This window comes from Chitinimonas sp. BJYL2 (genome assembly GCF_027257935.1).
In the GTDB taxonomy this organism is placed as follows: Bacteria; Pseudomonadota; Gammaproteobacteria; order Burkholderiales; family Chitinimonadaceae; genus Chitinimonas.
Genome location: NZ_JANZKW010000006.1, coordinates 72,315 through 89,875, shown reverse-complemented (window position 1 = coordinate 89,875; position 17,561 = coordinate 72,315). Strand labels below are relative to the sequence as shown.

General features: G+C 62.6%; 15 protein-coding genes. 6 read left to right on the top strand and 9 right to left on the bottom strand.

Annotated elements, in window-relative coordinates:
* Positions 1-6: 6 nt before the first annotated feature.
* The 8 genes from O9X62_RS15425 to O9X62_RS15390 all read right to left on the bottom strand — a co-directional run bounded on the left by O9X62_RS15425 (position 7) and on the right by O9X62_RS15390 (position 7,938).
* Positions 7-1,224: a TolC family protein gene (locus O9X62_RS15425; protein WP_269533850.1), complete on the bottom strand. Its 1,218-nt coding sequence runs from the start codon at positions 1,222-1,224 to the stop codon at positions 7-9.
* 139 nt (positions 1,225-1,363) lie between these two features.
* Positions 1,364-1,741: a hypothetical protein gene (locus O9X62_RS15420; protein WP_269533849.1), complete on the bottom strand. Its 378-nt coding sequence runs from the start codon at positions 1,739-1,741 to the stop codon at positions 1,364-1,366.
* A 77-nt stretch (positions 1,742-1,818) separates the two neighbouring features.
* Entirely contained in the window at positions 1,819-3,462 is a 1,644-nt protein-coding gene (locus O9X62_RS15415; protein ID WP_269533847.1) for a glycosyltransferase family 39 protein, read from the bottom strand.
* 127 nt (positions 3,463-3,589) lie between these two features.
* Positions 3,590-3,850 (bottom strand): type B 50S ribosomal protein L31, encoded by a 261-nt coding sequence (locus tag O9X62_RS15410; protein WP_269533846.1) that lies wholly within the window; start codon positions 3,848-3,850, stop codon positions 3,590-3,592.
* Positions 3,851-4,026: 176 nt separating this feature from the next.
* Positions 4,027-5,277: a transcription termination factor Rho gene (gene rho / locus O9X62_RS15405; protein ID WP_269533845.1), complete on the bottom strand. Its 1,251-nt coding sequence runs from the start codon at positions 5,275-5,277 to the stop codon at positions 4,027-4,029.
* A gap of 236 nt (positions 5,278-5,513) precedes the next feature.
* Positions 5,514-5,843, bottom strand: a complete 330-nt coding sequence (trxA, locus tag O9X62_RS15400) for a thioredoxin TrxA (protein WP_269533844.1) — start codon at positions 5,841-5,843, stop codon at positions 5,514-5,516.
* 181 nt (positions 5,844-6,024) lie between these two features.
* A complete protein-coding gene (radA, locus tag O9X62_RS15395; RefSeq protein WP_269533843.1) occupies positions 6,025-7,389 on the bottom strand; it encodes a DNA repair protein RadA in 1,365 nt (454 codons plus the stop codon).
* Positions 7,390-7,395: 6 nt separating this feature from the next.
* A complete protein-coding gene (locus O9X62_RS15390; protein ID WP_269533842.1) occupies positions 7,396-7,938 on the bottom strand; it encodes a D-alanyl-D-alanine carboxypeptidase family protein in 543 nt (180 codons plus the stop codon).
* Between the two features lie 89 nt (positions 7,939-8,027).
* Between O9X62_RS15390 and O9X62_RS15385 the strand changes: the two genes are divergently transcribed.
* The 6 genes from O9X62_RS15385 to O9X62_RS15360 all read left to right on the top strand — a co-directional run bounded on the left by O9X62_RS15385 (position 8,028) and on the right by O9X62_RS15360 (position 15,374).
* Positions 8,028-8,774, top strand: a complete 747-nt coding sequence (locus tag O9X62_RS15385; protein ID WP_269533841.1) for a metallophosphoesterase — start codon at positions 8,028-8,030, stop codon at positions 8,772-8,774.
* A gap of 2 nt (positions 8,775-8,776) precedes the next feature.
* Positions 8,777-10,174, top strand: coding sequence for a bifunctional serine/threonine-protein kinase/universal stress protein (locus O9X62_RS15380; RefSeq protein WP_269533839.1), 1,398 nt, complete (start codon positions 8,777-8,779; stop codon positions 10,172-10,174).
* A gap of 134 nt (positions 10,175-10,308) precedes the next feature.
* On the top strand, positions 10,309-11,739 hold the full coding sequence (locus O9X62_RS15375; protein ID WP_269533838.1) for a PLP-dependent aminotransferase family protein: 1,431 nt from the start codon (positions 10,309-10,311) through the stop codon (positions 11,737-11,739).
* Positions 11,740-11,950: 211 nt separating this feature from the next.
* Positions 11,951-13,117 (top strand): pseudouridine synthase, encoded by a 1,167-nt coding sequence (locus O9X62_RS15370; RefSeq protein ID WP_269533837.1) that lies wholly within the window; start codon positions 11,951-11,953, stop codon positions 13,115-13,117.
* A 97-nt stretch (positions 13,118-13,214) separates the two neighbouring features.
* Positions 13,215-13,682 carry a transcription elongation factor GreB gene (greB, locus tag O9X62_RS15365; protein ID WP_374708407.1) on the top strand — a complete coding sequence of 156 codons (468 nt, stop codon included), beginning with the start codon at positions 13,215-13,217 and terminating at the stop codon, positions 13,680-13,682.
* 144 nt (positions 13,683-13,826) lie between these two features.
* A complete protein-coding gene (locus O9X62_RS15360; RefSeq protein WP_269533835.1) occupies positions 13,827-15,374 on the top strand; it encodes a diguanylate cyclase in 1,548 nt (515 codons plus the stop codon).
* 17 nt (positions 15,375-15,391) lie between these two features.
* Here the strand turns inward: O9X62_RS15360 and O9X62_RS15355 are convergent, their stop codons facing one another.
* Positions 15,392-17,560 (bottom strand): bifunctional diguanylate cyclase/phosphodiesterase, encoded by a 2,169-nt coding sequence (locus O9X62_RS15355; protein ID WP_269533834.1) that lies wholly within the window; start codon positions 17,558-17,560, stop codon positions 15,392-15,394.
* Between the last annotated feature and the right edge of the window lies 1 nt (position 17,561).

Genomic DNA, 17,561 nt, shown 5'->3' with positions numbered 1-17,561 from the left:
AGCGCATCAGTGCCGAGGATGGCCGTGGCCGTGTTTGCGCTGTTCCACCGCCGGGGCCTGAGTGGGCGGAAGCGGCGGCAAGGCCTCGCTCAGTTTTTCCTTGCCCTCCGGGAGCTGGCCGCCAACCGTGGTTTCCAGATCCAGTCGCGCCAGCCAGTAGTCACGACGGGCTTTGATCTCGTCAATGCGCGTGGCAACTTCGCGCGCCCTGGCATCGATCAGGACATCCACCCCCTTGAGCATGCCGTTGTAGTGTTTGAGGGCTTCTGCGGTTGCGGTAACGCGCAGAGGCAGAATCTCTTGCTGGAGACGATGCCAGCGCTCATAGGCTCGGGCCAGCACAAAGCGGCGCTGGGCAAGTTCCGCGTACACCCTGTGGAGCAGCTCCGCGCTCTGAAGCCGAGCTTCCAGCCGTGCGTCCAGCGCCGTCGTCGGGGCCTTGCCTTCCAGTACAGGCAGACTCACGTTGACGGGTTTGGACATGCGGGCGCCGACCGCACTGCGCTCGGACGGCGCCGCCTCCAGTGCACGACGCAGGTCGATATGTTGCTGGCGGGCAATGGCGTCAAGCTCTGCCAGCGAGCTGACTGTTGATAACGGGTCCGGCAGGGTGGCCAGTTGCATGATGGCATCGGGCGGCAGCCCCAGTGCCTGTCGGAGCGCCAGGGCGGACTGGTCGGTCTCGATCTGTTCATCGCGTCTTGCCTGCCTGTCCTCGGCAATATCAGCGAGCGCCTTGGCTTCATCAAAGCGCGAGAGGGTTTGTGCCTCCCGCCGACTACGCGCCAGCTCGGCTTGAGCATCCAGCGTGGCCATTCTGGCTAGGTAATGGGGTGCCAGCTGGCGGGCTGCGGCCGCAACATACCAGCTACGGCGTATTGCCTGTACCTCATGAATCAGTGCGTCTACCTGCGGCAGGCGAGGGTCATCCATGCGTATCTGCCTGCCCAGCAGTTCATCCCATAGCCCGAGTGTTTCCCGCTCCAGCCAGCCCGCAGCGAGCAGTGAGCGCGGTGAAATACCCAAGCTCAGCAGGCGCTTTCTGGCGGCAGGATGTTGTACGAGTGCCAAACGGACGGCTTGGTCGGTGGTGAGGGTGTGGCGGCCAAACGCCGCAATCTGTGCGGCGATCTCCCCGGTCGGGCTGGCCGATGTATCGCTGGCGCTGCGCGCCGGCAGACTCAGGCACAGTGGCAGGCAGGCCAGCAAGATGACGCGGGGCAATCGAGGCAGCACGTTGGTGGGGATTCTATGAGCGTTCGATGAATGAGGAGGGCGTGGGCCGCTGGGCCTGGCGGCCGGGATGATGCCGAGATGCCGTAAGGGGCACTGTCTGCGCACTGCGCTTGGCTTGGTATTCAGCTCAGATGAGCTTGGGCGGACGATCCAGCGTCGGGACGTCATTGTCACCAAGATTGTCGGATGCGCGCGGCGTGCAGCCGGGATGGCCGTCGAATAGATCCATCAGTGCACCGAAAAGGCTGGACTTGGCACATTGCGGGCCCGAGCACTTGCTGCTGCAGTCGCCCCCGGCACACTCGCTCTGGCGGGCCTTGGCCTGGGGCAATGCTTTGTAGGCACCCAGCTTGCTGTCGGTGGCTTGTGGCTGGCGCGTCTGGGAGGCTGCATCCACTCTTGCTGCGCGCGCATTGCGCGGTTCAGCCTGAGCCGGTACGAGCACAAGGCACATCAGCGCGAACAGCGGCATCCAGCGTGGCAAGGAAGAAATCAGCTTTGGCATGTGCAGAGTTTAGCCCAGACGGATAAGGTTATGCAGTCCTAGGACGCATCATGCAGATGGAAGGTTCCCGGGCTGGCTCATGGTGCACGCCGGTAAAGGTAGTAGCGCTCATTGCGGTCACCCGGTCGGGCGCCTTGCCAGACTTCGTGCCAGCCTGCAGGCACCGCATTGGCCTGCCGGGTTGATTGGCGCAGCAACCAGTCGCAGCGCGTTTGCGGATGTAGTTCGCGACGCTCGGTACGCAGGCCCAGATAGTAGTGCAGTACCGCCCGCTGGCTGGCCTGGAGATTGTCGCTGGCAACGCAACCCTCGCGTGGCAGCTCCCTGGCAATCGCCGCAGCAAAGTCGCGGTAGCTGGTGCGGGCGTCCACCCAGTCGCCGGCGATGAACACCGCGAGCCCCCAGCAAAGGGTGATGCCAGCCGCCCAGTTGGTCACCGCCTGCCTGCCCATGGTGCGGCGGCGCGATACGGCCCACAGCCAGGCCAGCGTGAGGCCGATCGACAGCATCAGGCCGAACAGGCTGAACTGATACTCGAAACTGGGCGCGAGGGTGCTGATCCGCTCGGCGAGCTTGGCGGGTACGCCGAACTGCATGGCCACCCAGACCAGCCAGAACGCGCCTGCCAGCAGGCCGAAGGTCATCACGCCAAACCAGTTTACAAAGGCAGAGGCTCCGCGCCGCAAGACATCCAGCCCGACCGCGCCGATCAGCGCCAGCGGCGGCAACAAGAGCAAGGCATAACCGCTGCGCCCGCTTTGCGAGGTAATCAGGCAAAGCAGGATCAGCCCCCCGGCCAGCAGTGGCAGCTGGAAGCGTGCCTGCATCAGTCGGTCACGCTGCATCCACACGGTGGCGCCGGCCAGAAACCAGGCTGGCCAGGCAAACCAAGGCAGCAGGCGCAGGTAGTAGCCAAATGGGTGCCAGGCCTGCCAGTGTGCAAACCCGCCGAAGAATCCCAGCGAGTAGTGGCCATGCCAGAGGGCATAGGCTTCCGGATAAGCCTTGGCCAGCGCCATGGGCCAGGCCACGATCAGGGGCAGAGCAATCACCAGCGCAATCAGCAGCACATGGCGGTAGCGGTAGAAGCGCCAGCTCCGGAACAGAGGCAGAATCAGGGCAATGGTGATGAGCAAGGCGGGCTCGGCCAGACTGCCCGCCAGACCGCAGGCGGCAATGGCAATCCCGAGCAGCGGTGCCGCGGCAAAGGGCATGCGCGGTGCCAGTGCCAGTGCGTACAGGCCCCAACACCAGGCGGCAAGTACCGCAATCGAAGGTGTGAGCGAATGACCCACCAGCAGCAGGCCGCTTGAACCCAGCATGATCATGACCGCCGAGCGCCCATGGCGACGCCCGATCAGCTCGCGCGCAGCCATGCCCACGCCCCAGAACGCGAGTGCCATGAAGGCGCCGGTCGCGAGCCGGGCACCTTCATGCAGGGCTAGTCCGGCCAGACTGCCTAGCCAGCCGAGCCCGGCGGCGACCCAGTAGAACAGCGGCATCCGGTCTACCCAAGCGTCTCCCGCCACCTTGGGCAGCAGCCAGCTATTGCCACTGACCATATGGCGAATGATATCGGCGACCAGCGTTTCGTCGGGCTTGAGGGGTTCGCGACCCAGCAAGCCGGGGAGCAGCCATGCCAGACACAGCAGTAGCAGCGCCCAAGGCTTTTCTGTGGCTTGAGGGAGATCCTGCTCGTGGGGCGGGGTGTAAGTCAGCATCGGGTCACGTTGGGGTCTGATCGGTGAAGTCTAGCCTGGCTGGTCCCGGTGACGCCATGGGTGCCGACATGGCCGGGGCAACAAAAAAGGCAGCCTTGGCTGCCTTTTCCGTGGTTCGATGCGCAGCTTACTTCTTGCTGTACATGGCGAACTTGTTGTTGAACTTCTCGATACGGCCGGCGGTGTCGACGATCTTCTGCTTGCCGGTGTAGAACGGGTGCGATTCGGACGACACGTCCAGACGCACAACCGGGTACTCCTGACCGTCGGTCCACTTCATGGTTTCGCCGCCGCGCGGCACCATGGTGGTGCGGGTCAGGAACTTGAAGTCCACGCTGGCGTCGATGAAGATCACGCCTTGGTATTGCGGATGGATGTCAGCTTTCATTTCGGGGGTCCCTTAGCTAAAGGTGGGCCTGGATTGTGCAGAACCCGGTCTTGCGTAGAAAAGTCCGCGATTATCCGGCATAGGTGGTTGATGCGGCAAGGAAAAATTCAGGTTTAGCGTACTTGCCATGCAAAACGGGTGCCGAGGCACCCGTTGCGGTTTGCGGCAGACTTGCCTCAACGTCTCATCGAGTCGAAGAAGTCGTTGTTGGACTTGGTCTGACGCACCTTGTCGAGCAGGAAGTCCATCGCTTCCAGCTCGTCCATCGGGTAGAGCAGCTTGCGCAGCACCCAGATTTTCTGCAGCTGGTCTTGCGGGATCAGCAGCTCTTCGCGGCGTGTGCCCGAGCGGTTGACGTTGATGGCGGGGTAGATGCGCTTCTCGGCCATGCGGCGTTCGAGATGCAGCTCCATATTGCCCGTGCCCTTGAATTCTTCGTAGATCACATCGTCCATGCGCGAGCCGGTGTCGGTCAGCGCGGTGGCGATGATGGTCAGGCTGCCGCCTTCTTCGATATTCCGTGCGGCACCGAAGAAGCGCTTGGGCTTTTGCAGGGCGTTGGCGTCCACACCGCCCGTGAGCACCTTGCCCGAGGCGGGGATCACGGTGTTGTAGGCGCGGGCCAGACGAGTGATCGAATCGAGCAGGATCACCACATCCTTCTTGTGCTCGACCAGCCGCTTGGCTTTTTCAATGACCATTTCGGCCACCTGCACGTGGCGAGTGGGCGGCTCATCAAATGTCGAGGCCACCACTTCACCACGCACCGTGCGCAGCATTTCGGTCACTTCTTCGGGGCGCTCGTCGATCAGCAGCACGATCAGCACCACATCGGGGTGATTGGCCGTGATGGCGTGGGCGATATGGGTGAGCATCACCGTTTTGCCCGATTTGGGCGGGGCAACCAGCAGACCGCGCTGCCCCTTGCCGATCGGTGCAACCAGATCAATGACGCGGCCGGTGATGTTTTCCTCGGCCTTGATGTCGCGCTCAAGATGCAGCCGCTTGGTCGGGAACAGCGGCGTCAGGTTCTCGAACAGGATCTTGTTCTTGGTAGCTTCGGGCGTGTCGTTGTTGACACGATCCACCTTCACCAGCGCGAAATAACGCTCGCCATCCTTGGGCGTACGGATCTCGCCTTCAATGGTATCGCCGGTGTGCAGGTTGAAGCGGCGGATCTGGCTGGGGCTGACATAGATGTCATCCGGGCCGGCCAGGTAGCTCGTGTCGGGGCTGCGCAAGAAGCCAAAGCCATCGGGCAGCACTTCGAGTGTGCCGTCGCCATAAATGCTTTCGCCTTTTTTGGCCTGACTTTTCAGGATGGCGAACAGCAAGTCCTGCTTGCGCATCCGGTTGGCGCCTTCAATATCGGTCGCCATCTCCAGCAGTTCGGAAACGTGCTTGTGCTTGAGGTCGGACAAATGCATGTGGGGTTAGACTTTCCAGTCTGGGGGAAGGAGAGAAAACGTATCTGGAGGAAATCTTGAGGCCGGTTTGGTACCGGGGTCGCCGGGTGCTAGACAAGCAGGATGGGCGGCGACTAACAGAACTAGGAGTTGCGCGGAGCTTAGTTGCCGCGTTTGCACATGTCAACGCGCAAATGCAAACGCCGCGCGCTTGTTGTAGCAAGCGCGCGGCGTTGTAGCGAAATCAATCCTGAATATTACAGATTGGCTTCGATGAAGGTGGTCAGCTGCGACTTCGACAGCGCACCCACCTTGGTGGCGACAACCGCGCCATTCTTGAAGATCATCAGGGTGGGGATGCCACGGATGCCGTACTTGGGCGGGGTGGCCTGGTTCTCGTCGATGTTCAGCTTGGCGACCTTGAGCTTGCCGTTGTATTCGTTGGCCACTTCATCAAGGATAGGGGCGATCATTTTGCAGGGGCCGCACCATTCCGCCCAGTAGTCGACCAGTACCGGACCTTGGGCCTGCAGTACATCGGCTTCGAAACCGGCATCGGAAACGTGGTGGATCAGCTCGCTGCTCATGGGAATTCTCCGTTGATGATCTGAATGCCGGCAGGCCGGCGCGATGGGCGAATCCTAACCGATTGCATTGCTGCCCTCCAAGCAAACGCCCATTGATTGTTTTGATGGGGGCGATAGTTGCCTGATTCAAGTGTTCCGCAGCGCCCGCGAGGCGTACGCCGAGAGGTGTCCGGCGCTACGCTCACGTCTCGCGCAGCGCTTGTACGGCCTGGTCCAGACGCTCCACTGCGTCGATACGCAGACCGGCTATCGGCGTTTTGGGTGCATTGGCCTTGGGCACGATGGCGCGGGTAAAACCCAGTTTGGCGGCTTCCTTCAGCCGTTCCTGGCCGCGCTGTACCGGGCGCACCTCGCCGGCCAGTCCGACCTCGCCAAATACCACCAGCTTGTCGGGCAGTGCGCGGTTGCGCAGCGAGGAAACAATCGCCAGCAATACCGCCAGATCAGCCGCGGGTTCGTTGATACGCACGCCCCCGACCGCATTGATGAAGACATCCTGATCAAAACACGCGACGCCCGCATGGCGATGCAGCACCGCCAGCAGCAGCGCCAGGCGGTTCTGCTCCAGCCCCACGGCCAGTCGCTTGGGATTGGGGGCGTGGGCCTCATCGACGAGCGCCTGAATCTCTACCAGCAGTGGCCGCGTGCCTTCCTGGGTAACCAGCACGCAGGTGCCGGGCACGGGTTCGCTATGCTGGCTCAGGAACAGGGCGGACGGGTTGCTGACACCACGCAGACCCTTGTCGGTCATCGCAAACACGCCCAGTTCGTTTACGGCCCCGAAACGGTTCTTCTGCGCGCGAATCAGGCGGAAGCTCGAATGCGTATCGCCCTCGAAATACAGTACGGCATCGACGATATGTTCCAGCACGCGCGGGCCGGCCAGCGCGCCCTCCTTGGTGACATGGCCCACCAGCAGGATGGTGGTGCCGCTGGTCTTGGCGTGGCGGGTGAGCTGTGCCGCACATTCGCGCACCTGCGCGACGCTGCCCGGCGCTGACTGTAGTTGATCCGAATACACGGTCTGGATCGAGTCAATGACAACGACGTCGGGTTTTTCATGGGCCAGTGTGGCGAGGATCGTTTCCAGCTGGATTTCAGCCAGCAGCCGCACCGGTGCGGTATCCACTGCCAGCCGCTGCGCCCGCAGGGCAATCTGCTGGGCCGATTCTTCCCCGCTGACATAGAGCACTTTGCGGGCTGTTCCCATATGGCTGAGCGCCTGCAGCAGCAGCGTGGACTTGCCGATGCCGGGGTCTCCGCCGATCAGGACTACGGCTCCCCGCACGAGCCCGCCGCCGAGCACCCGGTCGAGCTCTTCGGCCCCGGTGGGCATGCGTGGCGCCTCGGCGGTTTCCACGCTGGCCAGCGTCTGTACGCCGCCACCTGCGGCGAGCGATTGATAGCGGCTATTGCCCGGCCGGGATTCGGCCAGGACCGTTTCGCTCAGCGAATTCCAGGCATTGCAATGGGGGCATTGCCCCTGCCACTTGGGATTGCTGCCGCCGCATTCGCTGCAGACATAATGGGTTTTGGCTTTGGCCATGGCTTATCAGGCAGTCAGTGGGGCGGTGGCCGGTACATGAAACCAGTGCCAGGGTTCGTAGATGATGCCGTGCGGGTTGTCGCGCGGGTAACTGAGACGGAAACCGAAGGCGGCGGCATGCACCAAGAGCCAGGCAAAAGCCTCGGTGTTTTCGAACTCCTCTTCGAGGGCCTCGCTGTCTGGCGTGGTGATATCCAGCGCCCGCCCAGTGTGATGTTCGCTATGACCCGGAGCCGCGCTGACGGTGAGGATGGTATCGATCAGTTGGCCCTGCGCCAGTTTCCGGCGAATCAAACCAGCCTGATAGTCCACGCCGCGAAACGCCGAGGCAATTTGCAGCACGATACCCTCAAGCGCCGCTGCGTCGCGCATCGCAAACCACGCTTGGGCCGTGGCGGGCTCGGCGAACTGGTCGCGGCCAAAGGCATCCAGGCCCAGCGGGGTCAGTAAGACGGCCTCCTCACAACAGGGCAGGGCGATCAGTTGCGGATGATCGGCCGGGATGCCGAGTTCAGCATGCAGGTGGGCGATACGGGTGGCGTAGTCCATAGGCGATAGATCTTGGCTCGGCGCGAAAGGCCCACAGTGTAGGCGCGCGCGGCGCTATGCTGGAAGGGTTACTGCCAGATTTGCCCATCATGCTGCTTGCCCTGATTACCGATTTGCATGCCAACCGTCACGCCGTGAGCGCCTGTCTCGACGACGCCGCACAATACAGTCCGGACCAGTACGTATTCCTGGGGGATCTGGTCGGTTACGGTGCGGAGCCCGGCTGGGTTGTCGATACCGTTATGCACCATGTGCTCGAATGGGGTGCGATTGCCGTGCGGGGCAACCACGATGCCGCCGCGGTGATGGACGGCCCCAGCGGCATGCGGCCCGATGCACAAACCGTGATCGACTGGACCCGCCCGCGGCTCACGCCCATCCAGCGCGATTTCCTGCGTGATCTGCCTTTGACGGCCGAACTGGGCGATTGCTACTTCGCCCACGCCAATCCTTGGCAGCCCGAGAACTGGGAATATGTGCTCACTGGCGGTGATGCGATCCACGCGCTGGCCAGCGTGCCGCATAAGGTCATTTTTTGTGGCCACGTGCATGACCCTGCGCTGTACAACCTATCCAGCGTGGGAAAGTTGGGCCACTACCTGCCTGTGCCGGGTCAGGGCATTCCGCTGGCCGGGCCGCGGCGCTGGCTGGTGATTCCGGGCTCCTGCGGCCAGCCGCGTGATGGCAATACAGCGGCAGCCTATGCACTGTTTGATACCGATACGCTCACACTCACTTATCGCCGCGTGCCCTATGACGTGGCCGGTGCGGTGGCGGCCATGCGGGCGGCTGGTTTGCCCGAGGTGCTGGCCAGCCGCCTTGAGCGAGCCGGCTGACCATGGCACGCGTTGATTTTGTCGTCGGTCAGCAGATCGACGAGTTCACGCTCGAAGAGAAGCTGGCCGAGGGCGGCATGGCCGCGATCTGGCGCGTCACCCATCCGCGCTACAAGGGCCCGATGGTGATGAAGCTGCCCAAGCTGCGCGGCGAGGACGACCCCACGGCCATCGTCGGTTTTGAAACCGAGCAGATGATCCTGCCGCGCCTGCATGGCGTGCATGTGCCGGCCTTCATTGCCAGCGGTGATTTCACCGCGCAGCCGTATCTTGTGATGGAGCGCATTGCCGGACCGTCGCTGCGCGAGCGACTTGATGACTTGCCGCTTCCCGTTGACGAGGTGGCCAGTATCGGCGCGCGCGTGGCCGAGGCCTTGCATGATCTGCACCGCCAGCAGGTGATCCATCTCGATATCAAACCCAGCAACATCCTGTTTCGCCCCGATGGCACGGTGGTGCTGGTGGACTTTGGCCTGGCGCGACATGACCGCCTGCCCGATCTGCTGGCCGAGGAGTTCCGCCTGCCGCTGGGTACGGGGCCGTATCTATCGCCCGAGCAGGTACTGCATGATCGCAACGAGCCGCGATCCGACCTGTTTGCGCTGGGCGTGATGCTCTATTACCTGCTGACTGGCGAGCGGCCCTTTGGTTTTCCGACTTCCTCCGTGGGCATACGCCGCCGCCTATGGCGCGACCCGCTGCCGCCCCTGGCCTTGCGGGCCGATTGTCCACCCTGGCTGCAGGAAGTGATCCTGCGCTGCCTGGCCGTGAACCCCGAGCAGCGCTACGCCACGGCTGCTGAACTGGCCATGCTGCTGCGTCACCCCGACCAGATTGCGCTAACGGATTTATCCCGCAAGCGCGAGGCCAATGGCCGGTGGGTCGTGTTCAAGCGCTGGTTCCATGCCCTGGGCCGTGAACCGGAGGTCACGCATAACACGGCGGAGCGGCTCGATCGCGCGCCGATCGTGATGGCGGCGGTAGAGATTGCACCGGGGCAGGAGGCGCTGAACGAAGCCCTGCTGCGCGCGGTGAAGCAGCTGATGACGGTAGCTGGCGAAGCCCGCCTCGCCTGCGTGAGCGTGCTCAAGACGCCTCGCATCGCGATGGAATTCAACGAGGACGAAGCCGGCCGCAATCTGCGCGTCAAACGGCTGGTGGCCTTGCGTTACTGGGCAGCCAGCCTCGGTTTGCCCGAGGCGCGCATCACTTTCCATGTACTGGCTTCGCCCGATCCAGCCGCGGCGCTCATTGATTTTGCCGGCCAGAATCAGGTCGATCACCTCATCATGGGCGCGCGCGAAAGCTCGGCGTTGCGCCGGCATCTGGGCAGTACCTCTTCGCGCGTGGTCGCAGAGGCGGCGTGCAGTGTGACGGTGGTGCGGCGGCGCGATAGCTGAACGCGCTGTCTGTCCTTGCGTAGGGTGCAATGCGCGTAGCTTTCGCACCCTACGGGCCGTTTGTACTTGCTGTGCAGCAAGTGTCGGCAGACAATCACCGGACAGTGCGGACACTTTCCGCACGGGAGCCCGCCGTGACCCCGTTCCAGGTAGATCATCAGCACGCCCGCCCGCTGGTTGAACAGATTGTCGACCAGTTCATCGCCCGCATTGGCGACAAGAGCCTGCGTGCCGGCAGCCGTTTACCGTCGATACGTGGCTTTGCGGCGGAATATCATGTCTCCAAGTTCACCGTGGTGGAGGCGTATGACCGCCTCGTGGCGCTGGGCTATGTGCAGTCACGCCGTGGTTCGGGTTTTTTTGTGGCCTCCCGGCTCGAAGCGCATACCCATTCACCGGTACGCCGTGAGCCCCCGCTGCGCCGCTGCGTGGACAGTTTATGGTTGCTGCGTCAGGACGCACTGACCACCGATAACGATATCGTCAAACCCGGTTGCGGTTGGTTGCCGGCCGACTGGATGCCACAGGCCGAACTCGAAAAGGCGCTGCGTGATCTGACACGACGTTCCAATCCGCGCCTGACAGCGTATGGCGAACCCTTCGGGTATCGGCCGTTGCGCCAGCAGCTGTGCGTGCGGCTGGCTGAGCTGGAAATTGAAGCCCAACCCGAGCAAATCGTGCTGACACATGGCGCGATGCAGGCGCTGGACCTGATCGCCCGCTACTTTGTGGACGAAGGCGACGCAGTGCTGGTGGATGACCCCGGCTTCTTCAATGTGTTCGCCAACCAGAAGCTCAACGGCGCACGGCTCTATGGCGTGCCACGAACGGCCAACGGCCCGGATGTGGTGGTGCTGGAAAAGCTGCTTGCCGAACACAAGCCCAAGCTCTTCATCACCAACAGCGTGCTGCACAATCCCACCGGTACCAGCTTGAACCGCGCCACCGCGCACCGCTGCCTGCAGCTGGCCGAGAAGTACGATCTGACCATCGTCGAGGACGATATCTACAGTGATTTCCAGACTGGCCCTGGCGAGCGTTTTGCCGCGCTGGATCAGCTGCATCGCGTGATCTACATCGGCAGTTTTTCAAAGACGTTGTCGGCCAATCTGCGCGTTGGCTTCATTGCGGCCGATCCCAAGCGCGCGCAGGATTTGTGTGATCTCAAGCTGCTGACGGGGCTCTCCACATCTGAGGCCAGCGAGCGGGTGATCCACGCCATGCTGACCGAAGGTGCCTACCGCAAACATATGGAGCGCGTGCGCACGCGCCTCAAACAGGCGGCGGATGTGGCGCTGCCGCGGCTGGAATCACTGGGCTTCGAATTCTGGGCGCAGCCCACTGGCGGCATGTTTGCCTATGCCAAGTTACCCGGTATTGCCGATGCCGCGCCCTTGGCGCAAGCGGCACTGGGCGAAGGTTTGATGCTGGGGCCGGGCGTGCTGTTCTGCCCCGACAACGGGCCCTCGCCTTGGCTGCGCTTCAATATGGCGCACATGCAGCATGAACGTGCCTGGCACTGGTTGGCAAAGGTCGCGGCGGGAGAGCAGCTGGCCGCGCTATAATCAGGGTTAATCCAACGGCGGTGTGTGCACCGCCGTTACTTTTTAGGCACCCCCGCGTGCGCCGGACATCGAGCGGCAGCGAGGGCGGGGGGCGTGGAATAGATCAGCGATAATCCAATGATGGCTATTCCCGTTAGTGCCCGGCCTGGCCGGGTGTTGAGCTGGACATTGAATCTCGGACCCTGTGCTGAGCTTTGTTGGAGTACCTGTCATGGCATCGTCCCCGCCCCGTAAGACCACCCCCCGCCCCGCCGTACGCAAGCCGGTGATTCGCGATGAGCGTGCCCCTGGCGCCCGTCAAACCACCGAGTCGCGCAAGCCAGCCGAGCGTCGCAGTGCCGATGGCAAACCTGTCGAGCACAAGCCGACTGCCCGCAAACCGGCGGCACGCAAGCCGGCAGAGAGCAAGGCGGGCGAACACCGTGTCTTCGAGCGCAAGCCGGTAGACCGCACGCGCGTTGAAGGTGAGGCCGCACCGCGCGGCCAGCGCCGTCCGCCGGTGGATATCTCCAGCCTGCCAGTCGAGCCAGCCAAGAAGATGCGCCAGCGGCACGGCAGCGAAAAGCACCAGAAGGTGGCCGAAGAGCTGCGCAACAAGCGCGTGGAAGCGCGCCATGTTGGCGACTTGCGTATCCAGAAGGCGCTGGCCTTGTCGGGCGTGGGTTCGCGCCGTGATTGTGATCTGTGGGTGTCGGAAGGCCGCGTCAGCATCAATGGTCAGGTCTGCCAGCCCGGTGCGCGTGTCGCCATGGGCGACCGCGTACTGGTGGATGGCAAGCAGATCACCATCAAATGGCCCGACCGCCTGCCGCGCATCGTGCTGTATCACAAGCAGGAAGGTGAACTGGTCAGCCGCGATGACCCGGCTGGCCGCACCACCGTGTTCGAGCGTCTGCCCAAAATCCAGAGCTCGGCCTGGGTGGCCGTGGGGCGTCTCGACTTCAATACCTCGGGCCTGCTGATCTTTACGACATCGGGCGATCTGGCCAACCGGCTCATGCACCCGCGCTTTGAAGTCCAGCGCGAATACGCCGTGCGTGTGCATGGCCAGCTGACCGACGAGCAGAAGAAGCAGCTGACCACGGGCCTGGAGCTGGAGGATGGCCTCGCCAAATTCGACATGCTCGAAGACCAGGGCGGCGAGGGTACCAACCACTGGTATCGCGTCATCCTCAAGGAAGGCCGTAATCGCGAGGTGCGCCGCATGTTCGAGCACTTTGAACTCACCGTATCGCGTCTGATGCGCGTGCGCTTCGGCATGCTGACGCTGCCTTCGCGTCTCAAGCGTGGCCAATATTACGAACTCGAAGAACCCGAGGTGCTGGCCGTGCTCAAGTGGGCGGGTCTGGGGCTGACTGGGCGCACCAACGAGCGTTGATGCATCCATGAACAAGGCGTTTACCCGCGAGAGCGACGGCGATGAAGACGAGGATCTGCCCGAACACCTGCAGCTGCCCAAGTCCACCCGCAACTACATGACACCGGGTGGCTGGAACCGCATGCGTGTGGAGCTGCATGAGCTTGTGCACAAGGAACGCCCTGCGCTGACGCAGCTGATCAACTGGGCGGCCGGCAATGGCGACCGCTCCGAGAACGGCGATTACATCTACGGCAAAAAGCGCCTGCGCGAGATTGACCGACGCATCCGCTTCCTGACCAAGCGCCTTGAAAACGCTGAGGTGGTCGATCCCGCCACGCGCGAAGCGACCGATCAGGTATTTTTCTCTGCCACCGTCACGGTGTTGCGCGGCAGTGGCGAAGAGCAGACCGTCAGCATCGTGGGGGTGGACGAGATCAATCTCGACCTCAACCATATCAGCTGGATTTCACCGCTTGCGCGTTGTCTGCTCAAGGCCCGCGAGGGCGACACGGTGACCCTGCGTGGCCCGGCGGGTGGCGAGGAGATCGAAATACTTGAAGTCCGTTATATCGCGCTCGACTGAAGCCATGCTTCTGGCCTCGCTGCCCGTGCGGTGCTGGTCCGGGTGGGCTGCCGGCTTACTGGGTAAAAGGCAAGACCGGGTGTAATCTCAAGGCACCCGCTCAAGGTAGCCGCAATGGCGCCCCGTATCGCATTGGAACCCGGTATGACGTCGAGAAAGTCCCTGCTTTTTGTGGTCGGTATTGCGATCGGCCTGCCCCTGGTGCTGGCCGTCGTGACCACCATCCACCATTTCTTCCAGATCCGGTCTGATATCGAGGATACGTTCCGCAGCCGCAGCGAGTTGCTGACCAGGTTTATCGGCGTCAATCGCGATCGTGTGACGGTGATGAAGAACCTGATCAGTGAACGTTATCAGGCAGAGGGGGCTCAAGGCGGGCAGGCGTTCGAGATCCGGCAGCATCCGGCAGAAAACGTGTGGAGCATCAGTGCTGGTACTTCCGGTGCGGCAGGCACGGTAACCGGCAAGATGCCCTTGCCGCTGAGTGCGGAACAGGCCCGCGAGATCCGGGCAGCCTTTGGCATGGATGCTCAGATCCGGGCGGCTCGGCAGTTTGATGCGGAGGTGGTCTGGCTCTATTACCAGTCGGCCAGCCAGTTCATCTATCTGGCCCCGGATGTACCCTTCAAGGACTTCCATTTCACGCCCGAACTCTACACGCAGCGTTACTGGCTTGAGGCCCAGCCAGCACGGAACCCCGCGCGGCGCATGGTCATGGCCGGACCGTATCAGGACATGGCCGGTAAAGGCTGGATCATCACGTTTGCCGCACCGGTTTACGCGGGTGAGCGGCTGATGGGTATTGTCGGGCTCGACACCCGGCTGGAAACCTTGCAACAGCTGGCTCGCGTGGGTGACGCGCCCGGCCACAGCATGATGGTGAGCGAAAACGATCGCCTCATCGACAGCAAGGCAGCTTACGACCCCAAGGCCAGGCTGCATCCTCCGCTGAGTACGACGCTGATCGACTGGCGGTCTGATCAAAGCGGCGATCTCTGGCTAAGCAGCCAGATCGTTGAGGACGAGTTGTGGCTGGTTCATCGCGTCAAGCGCAGCGAGGTCTATCTGGCTGTGGCGCGCGAAAGCCTCTTGCAATGGCTCAGTCTGGCACTGCTCAGCCTGACCCTGATCACCGCCTGGCGGCTCAGGCTCTCTCGCGACGAAGTGAGGCGCATGACCCAGATCGACCCGCTGACCAAGGTGCTGAATCGCCGCGGATTCTACGACAAGGTCCCGGCGTTGCTGGCGCTGGGGCAGCGCAAGCACTTCCCGGTGGCCTTCATGCTGATGGATATCGATTTCTTCAAGAAGATCAACGATGTACACGGCCATGATGTGGGCGACAGCGTACTCAGGCAGCTCGGCGCGCATCTGCAGCAGGCACGACGTCCGTTTGATCTGGTTTGTCGATGGGGTGGCGAGGAGTTTGTGGTGCTGCTGATGATCGATGATGCCAAAGAGATCGCTGCCGTGGCCGAACGCATCCGCCAGGAAGCCCAGAAAGCCCGGATTGATGAGACCGGTAAGACCATCACGTTGAGTGCCGGGCTGGTGGTGATCCAGTCTGGAGAAAGCGTGGACGCCGCCATCAAGCGGGCTGATCTGCTGCTGTACGAAGCCAAGCAAAGTGGCCGTAACCGCATTGTGGCGGACCTTGACGACCTGGTTGGCACGGGCGACACAGGGCGCTGATCAGCGCGCCTTGCCCGCTAGATCACGGGACCGTGGTCGCTCGTATCCGGGAAGTAGGTCACTTCCGTTTCGATGGGTTTGGGCGTACGCCCGCGAATGAAGGCTTCCACATCGTTGGCCGAGAGCGGCCGGCAGAAGTGGTAGCCCTGAATCATCTCGCAACCGGTGCTTTGCAGATAGATCAGCTGGGCTTCGTTTTCCACGCCCTCGGCCACTACCTTGAGGCCGAGCCGGTGAGCGAGCAGGGTGGTGATATCGCACAGCGCAGCATCGTTTTCGTCGGTTTCAATGTCCTTGACGAAGGAGCGGTCGATCTTGAGTTTCTTGATCGGGAAGCGCTTCAGGTAGGCCAGGGAGGAATAGCCGGTGCCGAAGTCGTCAATCGAGATCGAGATACCCAGGTCCACCAGCGCATGCATCAGCGCAATCGCCTCGTCGGGCGAGGCCATGGCGTGCGATTCGGTGATTTCGAGTTCCAGGTGCCGTGCATCCACGCCGGCATGGGCCAGAATGTCGCGCAGCTGTGGGACTAGCCCGGCATCCTGGCATTGAGCACCGCTAAGGTTCACGGCGACACGTAGCCAGTCCAGACCAGCGTCGTGCCACAGCTTGATCTGGCGGCAGGCTTCCTTGAGGGTCCACAGACCCAGCGGAACGATTAGGCCGGTCTGCTCGGCAATGGGAATGAATTCGGCTGGGGAGATCAGGCCCTTGTCGGGATGCTGCCAGCGCACCAGCGCTTCCAGGCCGATAACCTGATCGGAAGCGATATCCAGCTGAGGCTGGTACACAAGGCGCAGTTGCCCGCCGGCAATGGCCTGACGCAGGTCGGCCTCCATGCTGATGCGGTTGAGCAGCGCCAGATTCATCTGCGCATCAAAGCAACGCACACCGCCGCCACTGGCTTTGGCCTTGTACATGGCCATATCGCTGTAGCGCAGCAGTTCGCTGGTTTCGATGCCGTCATCGGGGCACAGGCTGATGCCGATGCTGGCCGACGTGGAGAGTAACTGGCCGTGAATATGGTAAGGCTCGGCGATGACGGCGGCGACGCGTTCTGCCAAAGCCTGGACATCGGCGCTGCTACCACAGTCTTCCACGGCAAACAGGAACTCGTCCCCGCCCTGGCGCGCCACGAAGGTGCCCACCGGCAGCGCCATCTTCAACCGTTCGGCGACCTGGGTCAGCAGGATGTCGCCGACACGGTGGCCATGGGCATCGTTGATGAACTTGAAGTTGTCGAGATCCAGCAGCACAACGGCGAGGCGACGCTGGTCGAGCTCGGCGTCGTCGATCATCCGGCGCAGGGTTTCGTACATGCCCGACTGGTTGGCCAGCCCGGTCAGCGTGTCGTGGTAGGCCAGGAAGGCAATGCGCTCCTCGGCGGTCTTGCGGTCACTGATATCCACAAAGCTGGATCGCAGCAGGCGCTTGCCCGATGCGGGCAGGGCCACAATGCGTAGTTCGCAGCGGACACGGCGGCCATCAGGACGCTGGACGACGCGCTCGGTAATGACTTCCTCGCCCGCCAAAGCCCTTTCCACGTTCAACTTGACGCTGACTTCGGGGTACATGCCATCGGGTTGGGGCAGTGCGTACAGCTCGGCCGGGTACATGCCGCATAACTGCTCGCGGGTGCGCCCGGTGAGTTGCTCGGCCGCGGCATTGGCATCGACATAACAGTTCTGGTCTGCATCGAAGACAAAAATGGCTTCGGGCGCATGTTCGATCAGGACGCGTACCCGTGCCTCGCTCTCGCGCAGATCACGGGTGCGTGCCTCCACCATGGCTTCGAGTTGCTGATTGAGGCGGTGCAGGCGCACATGAGTGTGCACACGGGCGAGCAGCTCCTCACGCTGGAAGGGCTTACCCAGATAGTCGACCGCACCCAGTGCCAGCCCTTGTACGCGCTCAGGGGTATCGTGCTCGGCACTGAGGAAGATGACAGGGATATCCGCGGTGGCCGGGTCGGCTTTGAGGCGGCGGCAGACTTCGAAGCCATCCATGACCGGCATGCGCAGATCCAGCAGGATCAGCTCGGGCGGGTTGTGCTGTGCTGCTTGCAGTGCCAGCTCACCACTTTGTGCTGCACGCACGGTGTAGCCTTCTGCCTTGAGCAGGTCCGCCAGCAACTGCAAGGATGCCAGCGTATCGTCAACAATCAGGATGGTGCCGGGACTGTTCATC

Excerpts from the sequence above, each read along its gene's own strand:
- O9X62_RS15420 (WP_269533849.1), bottom strand. The coding sequence starts at position 1,741 with ATGCCAAAGCTGATTTCTTCCTTGCCACGCTGGATGCCGCTGTTCGCG.
- O9X62_RS15415 (WP_269533847.1), bottom strand. The coding sequence starts at position 3,462 with ATGCTGACTTACACCCCGCCCCACGAGCAGGATCTCCCTCAAGCCACA.
- O9X62_RS15410 (WP_269533846.1), bottom strand. The coding sequence starts at position 3,850 with ATGAAAGCTGACATCCATCCGCAATACCAAGGCGTGATCTTCATCGAC.
- rho (WP_269533845.1), bottom strand. The coding sequence starts at position 5,277 with ATGCATTTGTCCGACCTCAAGCACAAGCACGTTTCCGAACTGCTGGAG.
- trxA (WP_269533844.1), bottom strand. The coding sequence starts at position 5,843 with ATGAGCAGCGAGCTGATCCACCACGTTTCCGATGCCGGTTTCGAAGCC.
- radA (WP_269533843.1), bottom strand. The coding sequence starts at position 7,389 with ATGGCCAAAGCCAAAACCCATTATGTCTGCAGCGAATGCGGCGGCAGC.
- O9X62_RS15390 (WP_269533842.1), bottom strand. The coding sequence starts at position 7,938 with ATGGACTACGCCACCCGTATCGCCCACCTGCATGCTGAACTCGGCATC.
- O9X62_RS15385 (WP_269533841.1), top strand. The coding sequence starts at position 8,028 with ATGCTGCTTGCCCTGATTACCGATTTGCATGCCAACCGTCACGCCGTG.
- O9X62_RS15380 (WP_269533839.1), top strand. The coding sequence starts at position 8,777 with ATGGCACGCGTTGATTTTGTCGTCGGTCAGCAGATCGACGAGTTCACG.
- O9X62_RS15370 (WP_269533837.1), top strand. The coding sequence starts at position 11,951 with ATGGCATCGTCCCCGCCCCGTAAGACCACCCCCCGCCCCGCCGTACGC.
- greB (WP_374708407.1), top strand. The coding sequence starts at position 13,215 with ATGACACCGGGTGGCTGGAACCGCATGCGTGTGGAGCTGCATGAGCTT.
- O9X62_RS15360 (WP_269533835.1), top strand. The coding sequence starts at position 13,827 with ATGACGTCGAGAAAGTCCCTGCTTTTTGTGGTCGGTATTGCGATCGGC.
- O9X62_RS15355 (WP_269533834.1), bottom strand. The coding sequence starts at position 17,560 with ATGAACAGTCCCGGCACCATCCTGATTGTTGACGATACGCTGGCATCC.